This window comes from Croceitalea sp. W27 (assembly GCF_055693185.1).
This window is the reverse complement of the sequence record NZ_CM146327.1, coordinates 79557-95344: the sequence shown is the minus strand read 5'-3', so window position 1 is coordinate 95344 and position 15788 is coordinate 79557. Positions and strand designations below refer to the sequence as shown.

The following is a 15788-nucleotide window of genomic DNA, read 5'->3' as shown; positions in this document are numbered from 1 at the left end:
CCTTGAAAAGGTGCAAAATTGCAAATCAGTTGCTAATAAAATTTTAAAACTATACCCAATCTCCAAAAAATAAAAGGACTAAACTTTACCTTTGTTACCATAATTACGGAACTATGAGTTATAGAATTGAAAAAGATACGATGGGCGAAGTAAAGGTGCCATCAGATAAATATTGGGGTGCTCAAACGGAACGCTCAAGAAATAACTTTAAAATTGGTGCGCCGGCCTCAATGCCCTTAGAGGTTGTTTATGGTTTTGCTTATCTAAAAAAAGCCGCCGCTTATACCAATCACGAACTGGGTGTTTTGCAAAAAGATAAGCGCGACCTTATTGCTGCGGTATGCGATGAAATTCTAGAAGGCAAACATGATGACCAATTTCCTTTGGTCATTTGGCAAACTGGTTCAGGTACCCAAAGCAATATGAACGTGAATGAAGTTATTGCCAATCGGGCTCATGAATTAGCGGGTAAAAAGATTGGCGAGGGAGAAAAAACCATACAACCTAATGATGATGTAAACAAATCACAATCATCAAACGACACCTTTCCTACGGGAATGCATATTGCTGCCTACAAAAAGATAATTGAAGTTACCATACCTGGAGTACAACAATTACGGGATACCCTTGCCAAAAAAGTGAACGAATTTAAAGATGTAGTAAAGATTGGGCGTACACATTTGATGGATGCCACTCCCCTAACCTTAGGGCAAGAATTTTCAGGTTATGTTTCGCAACTAGACCATGGTCTAAAGGCGCTCAAGAATACCTTGCCCCATATGAGTGAACTAGCACTTGGTGGAACCGCTGTAGGTACGGGTCTGAACACTCCTGAAGGCTATGCTGTTCTAGTTGCAAAGTATATTGCCGAGTTCAGTGGACTTCCCTTTGTAACTGCAGAAAATAAGTTTGAGGCCTTAGCTGCCCATGATGCCATTGTTGAAAGTCATGGAGCACTAAAACAGTTAGCCGTTTCCTTAAATAAAATTGCCAATGATATTAGAATGATGGCTTCTGGACCGCGTTCGGGAATTGGGGAAATTATAATTCCTGCTAACGAACCTGGTAGTTCGATAATGCCTGGTAAAGTCAACCCTACACAATCTGAGGCATTGACGATGGTCTGCGCACAAGTCATCGGAAACGATGTTGCCATTAGTGTAGGCGGCACCCAAGGGCATTATGAATTAAATGTGTTCAAACCAATGATGGCCGCAAATATTTTACAATCTGCACAACTATTGGGCGATGCCTGCGTAAGTTTTGATGTAAACTGTGCTTCGGGTATAGAACCCAATCATGAAACTATAAAGACATTATTGAATAACTCTTTAATGTTGGTGACTGCATTAAACACAAAGATTGGCTACTACAAAGCTGCTGAAATTGCTAATACCGCTCACAAGAATGGAACAACCTTAAAAGAGGAAGCGGTTAATCTAGGCTATGTTACACCTGAAGAATATGATGAATGGGTAAAACCTGAAAAAATGGTAGGAAGCCTTAAATAGATTTTCAAGAAGTTTTCAAAGAAAAAAGGGACGCTCGTTAGAGACGTCCCTTTTTTATTACGTGGATAGTGTTTACGTAATTTATTTTAACGTGAATTTTGATGTGCCTAATAATTTCAATCCATCGTCATATACATTCACCATATAGTTTCCTTTTTGGAAATCTCCAGCTGGTTTATTTACATAATCACATACGTCTAAGGCCCCATTCTCATAATAGAATTGTGTTCCTTTCGTATAAGAAATTGAAGCACCACTCTCATTAGACTTGCTCAAGCTCTCACCTAAGATATTACCCTGTGGGTCTAATACTTCGATAAAGAATTCTCTATCTCCTGCCTGAGCAATGGTATTTGGAGCTACAGTGAAACATACTCTAAATTTATCGGTTGCTTTGGCTCTAGATGTTGAAACTAATTTCCCACTGCTTCTTTCTTTTACTGCATCAACACTTTGTGTAGTCAAGTTTAAAGCTGAACCTCTTTCTACGGCATCAGCTAATTGTGTATTCTGCACAACTAAAGAATCGTTGAATACGGTTTGCTTCTCCAATTCAACGAATGTACTATCTCTTTGCATAGCCAACATAGTATTAGACTGTGACAACGAATCAACTTGTCTCAATAACTCTTCACGCTCTGCTTTTAAAACACTTACTTGTCTTCTGTATCTAGAAAGTGAAGCAATATCAGCTTTCATACTTTGTACAGAATCAATGTACTGCGCAATGTTATCTCTTGCAGCTACCAACTCTTCGTTTGTAGCATTGCTTTCTAAAATTGCTTTGTCATACTCTGATTTAAGATTATTTAAATCTTCAACTACCAACTCTTTTTCTTGAGTAAGTGCTGCGGTGTTCTTCTTGTTCTCGTTATATTGAGTTACCGCGAAAATGATAGTTCCTAGTAGGATAACCCCTAATAGACCTGCTATCACTTTTAAACTGTTGTTACTTTTAGTGTCTGTCATAATAATTTGATTTTAATATCTTTCTTTTAAACAAACCTATATTGTTTGCTTCTGGTCTATTTACGTGACAAGATTTCTTTTGGATGTTTTAAATAATTAAAATGTTAATTTTTTTTCTCCAACCTAGTCATAATGTACCTTTAAAGAGAATGTTAAACTTTTGTAAAGTGACTAAATCTAATGTCTATATCGTTCTGCTTCTTTTCTTTTTGATTGGATGTAAGGAGAAATCTTCTCGAAAAACAACTCAAAAATCGGTCATGACGGTTGAAGAAGATGTGAAAATACATCCTATAGAACATGCAACTGCAGTCTTAGAGTGGAAGGAATTTACCATTTATATTGATCCAGTTGGCGGTCTTGAAAAGTTTAAGCCTTATGCAGAACCAGACCTTATTTTGATTACTGATATACACGGTGACCACTTTAGTTTGGAAACGCTTCAAGCTTTGAATACCGAGAACGCTAAAATCATAGTCCCCCAAGTTGTTGCCGATAAAATACCTGAAGAATTTACTCCACAGATCGATGTGCTTAACAACGGGGAGTCAAAAGAACGTTTCGGTATTACCGTCGAAGCCATACCAATGTATAATTTGCGAGAAGAAGCCCTAAAGTTTCATACGAAAGGTAGAGGTAATGGTTATGTCTTGAATATGGATGGTAAACGCCTTTATTTTTCCGGCGATACTGAAGACATTGCTGAAATGAGAGCTCTTAAGAATATAGACATGGCCTTTATCTGTATGAACCTTCCCTATACCATGACTGAGGAAAGTGCAGCCGATGCTGTTCTTGAGTTTAAACCAAAGCAGGTTTATCCATACCATTATAGGGGCCGACCAGATGTTAGTGATGTGACCAAGTTCAGAACCCTCGTTCATAAAACCAATCAAAAGATTGAAGTAGTGCAGTTGGATTGGTATCCAAATAACGATTTGTAGTAAGAAATATACTACAATACTATTTTCAGCGTTCGTTATTTGAGCACTCTTTTCAAGTTATGTTAAATGGCCTTTGAAAACATAGAATGGGTATACAGCAATTCTGCCTGCAATACAGTTAGATATGTATTGGGAAAAAAAACCAGTAATACGATTGCCTGTATCGGTATAAATCCCAGTACTGCAAGTCCAAATGATTTAGACAATACACTTAAATCAGTGAAACGTATCGCCGCTTTTAATGGCTATGACGGTTGGGTAATGTATAACCTATATCCACAACGAAGTACCGACCCTAGCCTTTTGGATAAAGAAGTAAACCATCATTTGCGCTTGAAAAATAGTTATGCCATTAAACAATCGATTTTAGAATTAAAAATTGATACCATATGGCTCGCCTTTGGTAATCTCATAGAATCACGCACATACCTTTCTCTTTGTATGCTAAGCATCCATGAAAACTTAAAAGACCTAAACTTAAATTGGAAAATAATCGGTGTTCCAACAAAAAAAGGACATCCTGCTCATCCGTTATATAAAGCAACAAAATCAGAGTTAAAAAAATTTAATGTTGAAAACTACGTTAATACAAAGCTAAAACCAATCATTCATCAAATGAAACAGGATTGAATTCATAAAAACCAACATGCAATACTAGCCTAAACCCCATGAAATATCTTTACATTCTTTTTATCTTTTTAAATCCATTTTTCCATTATTCAAAAGAGTCAAGTGCCTGTGATAACCTATACTCTAAAGTAACTTATGCCCTTTCACATTCTAATAAGGCCCTTAGCGCAACAAATTTTGAACATCAAATGTATTATGCCGAACGAGCACTTATCGCGATGGAAAAAGCGGAAGCGCTACGAAATGATTGCGGATGCAGTGAAGCAGAAGACAAAACCTTTTCTATTTTAAAAAACCTGAATAAAGCTATTGAACCTGTAGATTGGGATGCCGGCAGGTTTTTTACAAAAAAATCAAAGTCCCTAATCAATGAATTAATAACTGCTTTAGACGAATGTAGCATGTCAGAATTACAAAAATCTGATAGTGAGGATGATACTGCTTCTAAGTCTTATTCTGAAGAAGAAAGTTCAAGTGAGGCAATTGAATCTTCTTCAAATCTTGAGAATCAAGATCTGGAAACCTTGCAATTGGCAAAATACATTTCTAAAGTGGATAAAAGCCTTCAAGCGGCAGAACAAGAACTGAATAGATTGCTTAAAACACTAAATGCCGATGAACCTAAATCATCGAGCGCAGTAGAGCTACAAAAGAAAATGTACGTTGACCGAAGCAAAAGACTACTTCAAAAGACTTTAGAAAAATTAAAGACCGAAAATTAACGAATCAGTTTTTTGTACTTGATACGTTTTGGCATTAAATCGCCCCCTAAACGTTTCTTTTTGTTCTCTTCATAATCGGAAAAAGAACCTTCAAAAAAATAGACTTGAGAATCGCCCTCGAAAGCCAAGATATGTGTGCAAATTCGATCTAAAAACCATCTATCGTGCGAAATAACAACTGCACAACCGGCAAAGTTTTCTAGCCCCTCTTCCAAGGCTCGCAATGTATTTACATCTAGGTCATTGGTAGGCTCATCCAATAAAAGTACATTTCCTTCTTCCTTTAAGGTCATCGCTAAATGAAGGCGGTTACGCTCTCCTCCGGACAGCATACTAACTTTTTTATTCTGTTCGCTTCCTGAAAAGTTGAACCGACTTAAATACGCTCTCGAATTCACTTGTCTGCCCCCCATCATGACCAACTCTTGACCATCGCTAAAATTTTCCCAAATCGATTTATCTGGGTCAATGTTAGAATGACTCTGGTCTACGTAGGCCAATTGGGCGGTATCACCGACAACAAATTCGCCCTTATCGGCTTGTTCTTCACCCATTATCATTCTAAATATTGTTGTTTTACCAGCTCCATTCGGGCCAATAATACCAACAATACCGGCTTGGGGAAGGTTAAAGTTTAAATCTTCATAAAGCAATTTATCGTCATATGCCTTGCTCACTCCTTTAGCCTCAATAACATTTGTTCCAAGCCTGGGACCATTAGGAATATAAATTTCTAATTTTTCGTCAAGTTGTTTTTGATCTTGACTCATGAGTTTATCGTAATTCTTCAACCTAGCTTTCTGCTTGGTTTGGCGCCCTTTGGCCCCTTGACGCACCCATTCTAATTCTCTTTCTAAAGTTTTTTGACGTTTTGATGCTTGCTTGCTCTCTTGCGCCAATCGCTTTGATTTTTGGTCTAACCAACTTGAGTAATTTCCTTTCCAAGGAATACCTTCTCCCCTATCCAACTCTAAAATCCAACCGGCAACATTATCCAAAAAATACCTATCGTGAGTAACTGCAATTACGGTTCCTTTATATTGCGCCAAATGATGCTCTAACCAATGAACAGATTCTGCATCTAAATGGTTGGTTGGCTCATCTAATAATAAGATTTCCGGTTCTTGAAGCAATAATCTACATAAAGCCACACGCCTGCGCTCACCACCTGACAACACGCCTATCTTTTTATCTGAATCTGGTGTGCGCAGGGCATCCATTGCTATTTCGAGCTTAGTATCAAGTTCCCATGCATTACTTGCATCAATCTTATCTTGAAGTTCCGCTTGTTTATCCATGAGTTTTTGCATCTTGTCTGCATCCTCATATACCTCGGGCAAGCCAAACATGTCGTTTATTTTGTTGTACTCATCTAGAATCGCAACCGTTTCGGCAGCACCTTCTTTTACGATTTCAAGCACCGTTTTATTCTCGTCTAATTGTGGCTCCTGTTCAAGATAGCCCACTTTATAACCAGGTGAAAAAACCACATCGCCCTGAAAGTTTTTGTCGACCCCAGCTATAATTTTTAATAAGGTGGACTTACCAGAACCATTGAGACCAAGAATACCAATCTTAGCACCATAAAAAAAGCTCAGATAAATGTTTTTTAAAACCGGTGTGTTTGCATTTTTGTATGTCTTGGTTACCCCAGACATTGAGAAAATGACTTTTTTATCGTCTGACATTGTCTATTTTGAAATTAAAATTGGAAGAAAAATTAAAAACTATACACGCCCCTTTAGTGCATTAAAAACCCAAGCGATGGCAAAAAAACCAACGCCCACGGCAGCAAAACCATATCCAGCTACTTCATCATATTTAAAGGCACCTAAGGCAATCATTCCCATTCCCACAAAAATCATTATAAAAACTGCCCAACTCAAAACTGTATTTTTATCCTTCAATTCGCTCTAATTTTATGTGTAAAATCAAATATCGTAAAAAATGAACAACCTTTTGCCATATTTTAATTTTCAAAAGGAAAACTAACACCGGTTTTTTGACGTATCGTATCCAACAAATTAATAAGTTCTAGACTATTCTTATGAGACCATAAGGTGCTTTCAGTCTTGTTTTCCTTTATACAATTATTAACCTCGATAATTTCATAAGTATAGCCTTTGCCATTTGTAGGTAACTCATAGTGCCGAATTTCGTTAGCTGCCTTTAAATGATATCCTTGAGTTTCATGAAATCGTGGGTCTAATGTAATGCTACCTTTTGTTCCTGAAATTTCAGCGCTCATTCTCGATTCATTGGCCAAACTACTATGCAATATGGCCTGCGCATTTTCATATTGAAAAATAACGGAGGTTTGAATTTCGGTTCCGTCATCATTGAAATTTGAGATTGCTTCTATTCTTTTAGGCATGCCCAAAAGCAAATACGAAAGAAAGACCGGATAAATTCCGATATCTAGAATAGACCCCCCCGCCAAATCCAAATTAAGGAGCCTTGATTCCTTCGACTTATCCAAAGCGTAAAAGGCAAAATCAGCATTAATATATCGGAGATCCCCTAGAGTCCCACTTTCTGCAATGCCTTTTACTTTTTGTATCGTAGGGTTAAACCGCGACCATAATGCCTCCATTAAAAACACCTTATTCTCTGAGGCGGAAGCTATCATTTCTTTAACCTCCTTAACATTAATACCTAAAGGCTTTTCGCACAATACGTGCTTACCAGCCTTCATTGCCCTAATGGCTAAATCTTTATGAAAAGTATGTGGGGTAGCAATATAGATTACATCAACATCAGGACAGGCAAATAAATGGTCGTAGTCATCAAAAATGTGAGGTGTCTTGTACACATCTGCAAAAGCAATAGCCCTGTCCATATTTCTAGAACCTACCGCAGTAAGTTCTGCATCAACAACTTGCATTAAATCATCTGCGAACTCTTTTGCAATCTTACCCGGACCGACTATTCCCCATCTTATCTTACTTTTCATAGTGCTATAAACAAATCAGTATTAGTGCTTATCTTTAAGCCATAAACGTAACAAGAATTTCATTTATGGACATCAAGTTCAATAAAAACGAAGACCAAAATAAGCTAAAAGTATCAGAACTAAGAACACGATTTGCCAAGGTCAAACTAGGTGGAGGTAAAAGCCGTATCGAAAAACATCATGCAAAAGGAAAAATGACCGCAAGAGAGCGAATTGATTATCTTTTGGATAATGCTAAAGATGCGATTGAAATTGGGGCCTTTGCCGGTGAAGGAATGTATGAAGAGCATGGTGGTTGCCCATCAGGTGGTGTTGTTATAAAAATCGGTTATGTTCAAGGCAAACAGTGTGTGATAGTTGCCAATGATGCGACCGTTAAGGCCGGGGCTTGGTTTCCCATTACTGGAAAGAAAAATTTACGCGCCCAAGAAATTGCTATCGAGAATAAACTACCGATAATTTATTTGGTTGATAGTGCCGGAGTTTACTTGCCCATGCAAGATGAAATTTTTCCCGATAAAGAACACTTCGGTCGGATTTTTAGAAACAACGCCATTATGAGCAGTATGGGAATTACCCAAATTTCTGCCGTTATGGGAAGTTGCGTTGCTGGGGGAGCTTACTTACCAATTATGAGCGATGAGGCTTTAATTGTAGACAAAACGGGTAGTATTTTCTTAGCAGGAAGTTATTTGGTAAAAGCGGCAATCGGCGAAAGTATTGATAATGAAACTTTGGGCGGCGCTACCACTCATTCTGAAATAAGTGGTGTAATTGATTACAAAACGAAAGACGATGCAGAAGCTTTATCGATCATAAAAAATATAATGGGTAAAATCGGGGACTTTGATAAAGCAGGATATAATCGTACTACATCTAAATTGCCTACCAAGAAGCAAGAAGACATTTATGGTATTTTGCCCGCTTCACGTTCTGACCAGTATGATATGTTAGAAATTATTGAAAGGCTTGTCGATGATTCAAAATTTGACCAGTACAAAGCTGATTACGGAAAGACCATTCTGACCGGCTATGCCAGAATTGATGGATGGGCAGTAGGTATTGTTGCTAATCAAAGAAAAGTAGTGAAAAACGGAAAAGGTGAAATGCAATTTGGCGGTGTTATTTATTCTGATTCTGCAGATAAGGCCACCCGATTTATAGCCAATTGTAATCAAAAGAAAATACCCCTAGTATTTTTACAAGATGTTACCGGATTCATGGTAGGAAGCAAAAGTGAACACGGCGGTATCATTAAAGACGGTGCAAAAATGGTCAATGCTGTAAGTAACTCCGTTGTACCGAAATTCACAATTATTATCGGCAACAGTTATGGAGCGGGCAATTATGCTATGTGCGGAAAAGCTTATGACCCTAGATTAATCGCTGCCTGGCCAAGTGCAGAGCTAGCCGTTATGAGTGGTAATTCAGCAGCTAAAGTATTGTTGCAAATTGAAAAAGCCTCCTTGGAAAAAAAAGGTGAAAAAATTACTCAAGAAAAAGAAGCAGAACTCTTTAAAAGCATAAAAGACCGCTATGATAATCAAGTTTCTCCCTATTACGCTGCGGCTCGTCTATGGACGGACGCCATTATTGACCCCTTGGATACCAGAAAGTGGGTTTCAATGGGTATAGCGGCAGCCAACCATGCTCCAATTGAAAAACAATTTAATTTGGGGGTTTTGCAGGTGTAAATTATCTAGTTGCTAATTTGTCCCCTACATTTATTTTAAAAAGCTTCTGATTGACATTTTTTAAAGAAAGTTTAAAAGTCTTTACCTCTTTCCGCTGTGCCTTAGTTCCATAATTATAGTAAACAGTTGCCTTTAGGTATGTCGGACTCAAACTTTTATTTCCCAAATAATTTACATTTATACTCCAAGTCCCAGGAAGGGCATAATCCAATAAATATTCCGTTGTATTATACCCATAGTCTTTTTCTCTATAAATAGTTTCTGAATTATCTGCTAAACTATGCTTCCAAGTATAATATTGTTTACCAGGATTTACAAATTGCAAATCAAATTCGGCTTCACTGTCATTCCATTCAAATACCAACCTTGTCCCATTAAAGTCTTCCTTTGCAATATACAAGTCCTTAGCTTCTTTCCCCTTAACAATTGAAGTTTTGTCTAAGAATAAAAAATTATTGTACTCACGCTCCAATATTGGTCCAAAACCTAAAGAATCTAATTTCAGCAAATTATTTTCAACTAAATGAATATATCTTGTATAAATAGCGGCTGCTTGAGTAGAGTTTCTTAGCTCTCTATAACTATTTGCCAAATCCAAATATGATTGTGCATAATTGGGTCTCAGCTTAAGCACTTTTTTATAGATTAAATTAGCTTTTTCATATTCACTCTGTTCTTGGAATTGATAAGCCAAAGCTTTTAGTAATACTGGGTTGTCTTCAAAAAGGAATTTGTTAGACGCAACAATATTATCGGCAAAAGAGTTTTCATTCCACTTTTCCCTAAAATATTTTTGCATATCCAAAGAAAAATATGGCAAGCTGCTATATTGTTTTGCATATTTAGTATAGACCTTTTTCGCCTCGTCTAGAGAATTGCTTGCCTCGATTTCTTGAAAATATGTAGGCATATTTCGTTTAAGTTCCTTAGCACTTAAAATAGTGCCGGACAAAAAATTATTTCTTAGTCTGGCCCTATCAAATACTTTATTCGACTTTGGGCTCCCAGCTACTGTATTGATTACAACTACCCCGCCAGCACCAGCGCTGCCGTATTGAGTAGTAGTTGCAAAATTACTTAGAATTGCTAAACGCTTAATATTCTTAACTTCTAACCAAATAGGGGCGTCATTAAAAATTTGTCCATCTACATCGAATATTGCAGCCCTTGGATTAAAAAGAGAATTTCCACCTCTAATAAATACTTTACCACTATTTAAACTACTACTCACACCTGTGCCAGCATTACTTAGTGCAACCACTCCTGGATCATTACTTCTTTGCCCAGTGATATTAGTCAGTTGTGTAGATGTTCCTGCTCCTGGCCCAAAAGCTCCCAAACAAGTTCCCTCAACACGAACACCTGAAAACTCATTTCTCAATAAATCAAGAATACATACCGCTACAGAATTGATTTCATCTTCATATAAAAATCGAATGTTACCTGCAGCGGTTTCTGCATTTAAATATCCAAAAGCAGTTCTTATTAAATTTTGATTAGTTGGGTACTCCAAGGCTAAATCCGATTGAGATTTTCTGTTACTTCCAACAACAACAACCTCATCTAATTCTTCAATATCTGGAACCATCGTAACATTTAATATTCTTGTAACATCTTCTACTTTTATACGTATAGTTTTCATTCCCTGATAGCTATATGTAATTATGGTTCCTACATTTGCTTTGAGACTGTATTTCCCTTCTTTATTGGTGAAAATAGATTCCGATTCGTTTTCTACCGATATTGAAACATTAGCCATTGGTACTAAACCATCGCTTACTTGGCCAGTAATATTTTTAGGAATACTTTGGGCAATACAGAATGATGCGGAAAACAAAAATAGAAGGATTAACTTTTTCATAACCAATTTTTATACCTTGAAAATACAAAATTTGAATTATTTATTTGTCTCTTTCTATAAGTAAATTTAGCTAACTAGTTACCTTGATGTAATTTAACTCTTGGTATAAGCAATAATTCTGTTTGTCTGCCATTCACATATCTAAATCCGTCTTCACCATAAAAACCTGCTTCTTCAAGCATAATTCGAATGTCTCTTTTCCATTCAGGAATGGTAATCGTAGTATTTAGTTCGATGGCATAAACCGTATTTGGATTTAACGGATAGTTTTCACCATCATCTTTCATTACCCCGCCTTGAGAATCCCACATACCAATTGTAGTACCCGCAGAGTGCCCATATGAACCAAGCGGATGCGTATAAATTGCTGGTCTTATACCACTAGCTTTAGCTTCGGCCAAAGATTTTGCCAAAATTTGATTTCCCGTTTTACCTTTAATCATGTTCTTGGTTAAAAAATCCTGAACACGATTTCCATCTTTAAGACCATTAACCAAAAAGTCAGGAGCACTTTTTTCTTCAGGTCTGAGCACATAAGCCAATTCTTGACAATCCGTATTTAGGCGTAAATAAGTAATTCCGAAATCACAGTGTAACAAATCGCCCGGCAGAATTACCATATCATCGGGCCTACCGGAAAATGAATACAAATGACCGACCAATTCTTCACTTGTTCTTTGTACATCTACTGTAGGGTGAAACCAGGTTTTTAAACCCAAGTCCGTTACTTTTTGCCGCATCCACCACTCCACTTTAGTCGTAGTTGTAATACCAGGAGTAATCACTTTTTCGGAAAATGCTTCGGCTATAATATCATGAGTAATAGCTACCAATTGGTTATAGATTATCATTTCACGTTTGGTACGAGTTTCTATCCAACGTACTGCTAACTGCTCTGCTGAAACGACTTTGTTTTTGTACTTGCTTGGAAGATTCTTAATAAACTCATCATAATCGGTTTTATCCAACCCATCTGCAATATTGTGGTCTTTAGAAAAGTTTAATCCAATTTTACTAGGATTCCGTTCTTCTATAAGCTCCATTAATCGTTTCCATTGATTAGGCTCCTTTTCTTTGTCCCAAGCAGATTGAATACTCTTACCAACATTATACCTGGCAACGGCAAGTTTATCAATTGTATTCTTTTCTTTATTTCTATAAAAAACCAAAATAGTTCTGCGCCGTGCATTTAACCACTTGGCTGGGAGCATAGTACGTAATACAGGATCTTCATTATATTCTCTTGAAATTAGAATCCACATATCAATATCCGTCTTATCCATCAATTGTGGCAAAAGGTTATTAAAACGGTCTTCTAAAATTTCATCTACTACCCTAGCCCGTTCATTTTCGGGCAATATCTGTTGTGATGTTAAAAGAAAAGGAAGAATAAAACTAAGTATTAGCAGCGTATTTTTCATTTGGGTTAATTGATAATGAAAAATACGAAATATCAGTTCTTTACCGATGTAGAAAGTGTTTTGAAACGCAATACTTTTCCGTTGGCACTTTCAATAAACTTTTTAATACGTAGAACGACTTTAGGCTTTTCATATTTAGATAGGTACTTTAAACTCTGTATTTTCTCCAATATATTATCGGTGTTAATTTTGCCTTCAACTACTAAAACCAATTTTTCACCTAAAGATTCATCGGGTATTCCGGCAACAAAAAAACGATTATCAATAATTTTTGAGAGTTTTAGTTCTATTTGTTCGGGAATCAATTTAATCCCTCCGGAATTAATTATTGTATCGTATCTACCTAGCCATTTAAATTCGGTATTAGAAATTAATTCTACTACATCATTGGTAATCACTTCTTCAGTGGAAATCTTTGGGGCATTTATAACCAAACATTCTCTTGAATCTTGAACAACGGTTACATCTGGAAGGGTTACGAATTTGTCAGCTTCGAGCTTTCTAACGGCTATATGTGTTATAGTCTCGGTCATACCATAAGTTTCGTAAATAGATGTATTTAAAGGGCTTAGTTGATTTCTCAGTTTTTGATTGAGTGAGGTTCCCCCTAAAATAAGCTTATCAATTAGTTGTAATTTTTTTAGTGAATTTTGAGCTTGAAGCGGAATCATAGCTCCAAAATCATAAGTTTTTATAACTTCTCTTAATGGATTTGAACTCGGTTCAACGCTATCCATTTCCAGACCTAGAACCATAGCTCTTACCAGCATCATTTTACCTGCAATAAAATTACATGGTAAACAAAGCAAAGCAGAATTTCCCGCTTTTAAGTTGAAAAAACTTCCCGTAGCCAATGCAGAATTGACCATCTGTGTTTTTTGAAGCCGAATTTGTTTTGGTGTACCTGTTGACCCAGAAGTAGAAACCGTAAGTGTTTTAGATGTACTCAACCAGTTGAGTAGAAAGTTACCAATAGAAACTTCAAAAGGTTCTCCTTCTTTAACTAAACTATATGCAACTTCTTTAAGTTCTTGAACAGAATACGACTCGCCATTAAGTTTAAACTTCGGATGGATTTCCATTCTCAACAGCTAAAAATTCTTCTTTACTCATGACTTTTCCAAAAAGTCTTTCCTTCCAATCGGTCCATTTATATTTTTTTGAAAAAATGAATAGTAAAATTGGAAATACAATAAAAACTGGAACTAAAACATCCCAACCCAGTACTGGGTCAGAAACATCTCTATATATTGAATCTGTTGTAAAAGCGGTCCAATCTGCAGTTACCAATAGTGCTGCTGTTAAATTATTTGCGGCATGAAAACCTAAAGCAAGTTCGAGTCCCTCATCCATTAATGTCATAATTCCCAGAAAAAAACCAGTACCTATGTAAAAAACAAGTATTCCGTAGCCAAGTTTCTGAACTTCAGGATTAAAAATATGTAACAATCCAAAAACTGATGATGTTACGATTAAAGGTATCCATTTGTTTTTTACAGCGATTCCCAATCCTTGTATTACATAACCTCTCATAAAATATTCTTCCATACTAGTTTGTATCGGAATTAATGCTATCGCAATCGCGGCCAGTATCAAAAACTTTTCAAGCTTAAAGTTTAAAACGTAATCATCCGGAGATAGGTAAATATCCAATAAAATAAATAAAATTGAAACTATAGCCCATAATGAAAATGCGAAAATTATTCTTTTCCAATCTATCTTTTCTCTTGAGGTTGTCAAAGATTTAAAGGATTGCTTATGAACGTATTTAACAAAAATAAATAAGAATAAAATGCCGAAAACAAAAGCTAGTAGCATCAAGAATAGAAAAACATTAGCTCCAAGCAATTCAGACATTCCACTTGGAGTTGTCACTAAAGAATCAAGCCCTGACTTTGATATTAAAGCAATTACTAAAGGAATTCCTCCTATAAACTGCCAACCAAAAACAACTGCAATAATACCTACTACGTATCGCCAGCCTTCATGCAATCCTTTATACCCCTGTTCTATATACATAACTGTTCTATTATATCTGGCTGCCAAGATAAATCTTTTCTATAAAACAACTTGCCTTTTGCTACATGCAAAGGGCTTTCAAAATTGTTGGTAAAGAGACTACCGGTTCCCAATCCTTGTGGTAAATTACTTTTGAGGGTGTATGTCCATTGTGCAATTGCATTTAACCCAATATTACTCTCTAAGGCACTTGTAATCCACCATTTTATATCAAGCGCTTCTGCTAGGTCTATCCATTCTTGTGAACCTTTATAACCGCCAACCAAACTTGGTTTAAGAATAATATATTGGGGCTTTATGGATTCAAGTACTTTTCGTTTTTCCTGTAAACTCGTAACGCCGATTAATTCTTCATCTAGAGCAATAGGTAACGGGCTTGTTTTGCATAAACGGGTCATCTCTTGCAAGTTACCTGGCTTTATTGGCTGTTCAATGGAATGTAATTCAAACTGGGATAAGGTTTTTAACTTAGATAAGGCTTCCGTTGGTTTAAAAGCGCCATTTGCATCAACACGCAGTTCAATTTCTTCTTTGCCATATACCTCTCTTATGGAACTTAGCAACGACAGTTCAGTCTCAAAATCAATGGCCCCTATTTTCATTTTAATACAGGTAAAGCCAGATTCAAGCTTTTCTGAAATCTGTTCGAGCATGAATTCTTTGCTACCCATCCAAATAAGTCCATTTATTTCAATAGGAGACTCATTTAATATGAAATTACTTGGGTAAAGATGAAATGGATTTTTAGCTCGAAGCGATAAAAAAGCCTGCTCTAAACCAAACTGTATTGAAGGAAAATCTATTAGCTCTATTAATAAATTTTTGAGACCTAGATTTATGTTTTCACAGACCCAGATTAACTTTTCTTCATAATGTGGAACATCATCAAAACTTAAACCTCTTAAAAGCCCGCACTCTCCTATTCCATAATTTTGGCCGTTCTTTAAAATTAAAAACCAAGTTTCTTTTTTCTTTAAAACACCTCTTGAAGTTCCACTTGGGCGTTTAAAAATAAGCTCATGACGTTTGTAGAATGCTATCATCTAGTTCAAAATTAGCTATAT

At 36.5% G+C, this 15788-nt stretch carries 14 protein-coding genes; 5 read left to right on the top strand and 9 right to left on the bottom strand.

Going from position 1 to position 15788, the window contains the following annotated elements; genetic code table 11:
• Positions 1-113 precede the first annotated feature (113 nt).
• Positions 114-1511, top strand: a complete 1398-nt coding sequence (fumC, locus tag ACZ1GR_RS00455) for a class II fumarate hydratase (RefSeq protein ID WP_472610315.1) — start codon at positions 114-116, stop codon at positions 1509-1511.
• A gap of 81 nt (positions 1512-1592) precedes the next feature.
• Here fumC and ACZ1GR_RS00450 read toward each other — a convergent pair whose 3' ends face one another.
• Complete coding sequence (locus ACZ1GR_RS00450) at positions 1593-2480, bottom strand: hypothetical protein (RefSeq protein WP_472610314.1); 888 nt, start codon at positions 2478-2480, stop codon at positions 1593-1595.
• A 167-nt stretch (positions 2481-2647) separates the two neighbouring features.
• Between ACZ1GR_RS00450 and ACZ1GR_RS00445 the strand changes: the two genes are divergently transcribed.
• The 3 genes from ACZ1GR_RS00445 to ACZ1GR_RS00435 all read left to right on the top strand — a co-directional run bounded on the left by ACZ1GR_RS00445 (position 2648) and on the right by ACZ1GR_RS00435 (position 4776).
• A complete protein-coding gene (locus ACZ1GR_RS00445; RefSeq protein ID WP_472610313.1) occupies positions 2648-3424 on the top strand; it encodes an MBL fold metallo-hydrolase in 777 nt (258 codons plus the stop codon).
• Between the two features lie 66 nt (positions 3425-3490).
• Positions 3491-4054 (top strand): DUF1643 domain-containing protein, encoded by a 564-nt coding sequence (locus ACZ1GR_RS00440; protein WP_472610312.1) that lies wholly within the window; start codon positions 3491-3493, stop codon positions 4052-4054.
• 38 nt (positions 4055-4092) lie between these two features.
• Positions 4093-4776: a hypothetical protein gene (locus tag ACZ1GR_RS00435; RefSeq protein WP_472610311.1), complete on the top strand. Its 684-nt coding sequence runs from the start codon at positions 4093-4095 to the stop codon at positions 4774-4776.
• Here ACZ1GR_RS00435 and ettA read toward each other — a convergent pair.
• The 3 genes from ettA to ACZ1GR_RS00420 form a co-directional block, all read right to left on the bottom strand.
• The gene (gene ettA, locus ACZ1GR_RS00430) at positions 4773-6464 is read right to left on the bottom strand and encodes an energy-dependent translational throttle protein EttA (RefSeq protein WP_472610310.1); all 1692 of its coding nucleotides are present in this window, start codon (positions 6462-6464) and stop codon (positions 4773-4775) included. The two genes, ACZ1GR_RS00435 and ettA, sit on opposite strands and share 4 nt — an antisense overlap.
• 39 nt (positions 6465-6503) lie before the next feature.
• Positions 6504-6683 (bottom strand): CAL67264 family membrane protein, encoded by a 180-nt coding sequence (locus ACZ1GR_RS00425; RefSeq protein WP_377766728.1) that lies wholly within the window; start codon positions 6681-6683, stop codon positions 6504-6506.
• Between the two features lie 62 nt (positions 6684-6745).
• On the bottom strand, positions 6746-7729 hold the full coding sequence (locus ACZ1GR_RS00420) for a Gfo/Idh/MocA family protein (protein WP_472610309.1): 984 nt from the start codon (positions 7727-7729) through the stop codon (positions 6746-6748).
• Between the two features lie 65 nt (positions 7730-7794).
• Here ACZ1GR_RS00420 and ACZ1GR_RS00415 point away from each other — a divergent pair, with 65 nt between their 5' ends.
• Positions 7795-9423 carry an acyl-CoA carboxylase subunit beta gene (locus tag ACZ1GR_RS00415; RefSeq protein WP_472610308.1) on the top strand — a complete coding sequence of 543 codons (1629 nt, stop codon included), beginning with the start codon at positions 7795-7797 and terminating at the stop codon, positions 9421-9423.
• Between the two features lies 1 nt (position 9424).
• Here ACZ1GR_RS00415 and ACZ1GR_RS00410 read toward each other — a convergent pair whose 3' ends face one another.
• The 5 genes from ACZ1GR_RS00410 to ACZ1GR_RS00390 all read right to left on the bottom strand — a co-directional run bounded on the left by ACZ1GR_RS00410 (position 9425) and on the right by ACZ1GR_RS00390 (position 15767).
• Positions 9425-11284, bottom strand: coding sequence for a carboxypeptidase-like regulatory domain-containing protein (locus ACZ1GR_RS00410; protein ID WP_472610307.1), 1860 nt, complete (start codon positions 11282-11284; stop codon positions 9425-9427).
• Positions 11285-11358: 74 nt separating this feature from the next.
• Positions 11359-12705: a M24 family metallopeptidase gene (locus ACZ1GR_RS00405; protein ID WP_472610306.1), complete on the bottom strand. Its 1347-nt coding sequence runs from the start codon at positions 12703-12705 to the stop codon at positions 11359-11361.
• 32 nt (positions 12706-12737) lie between these two features.
• Positions 12738-13787, bottom strand: a complete 1050-nt coding sequence (locus ACZ1GR_RS00400; RefSeq protein WP_472610305.1) for an AMP-binding protein — start codon at positions 13785-13787, stop codon at positions 12738-12740.
• Complete coding sequence (locus ACZ1GR_RS00395; protein ID WP_472610304.1) at positions 13765-14724, bottom strand: lysostaphin resistance A-like protein; 960 nt, start codon at positions 14722-14724, stop codon at positions 13765-13767. The genes ACZ1GR_RS00400 and ACZ1GR_RS00395 overlap by 23 nt, the downstream gene beginning before the upstream one ends.
• The gene (locus ACZ1GR_RS00390; protein ID WP_472610303.1) at positions 14715-15767 is read right to left on the bottom strand and encodes an o-succinylbenzoate synthase; all 1053 of its coding nucleotides are present in this window, start codon (positions 15765-15767) and stop codon (positions 14715-14717) included. Before ACZ1GR_RS00390 ends, ACZ1GR_RS00395 begins: the two co-directional genes overlap by 10 nt.
• Positions 15768-15788 lie beyond the last annotated feature (21 nt).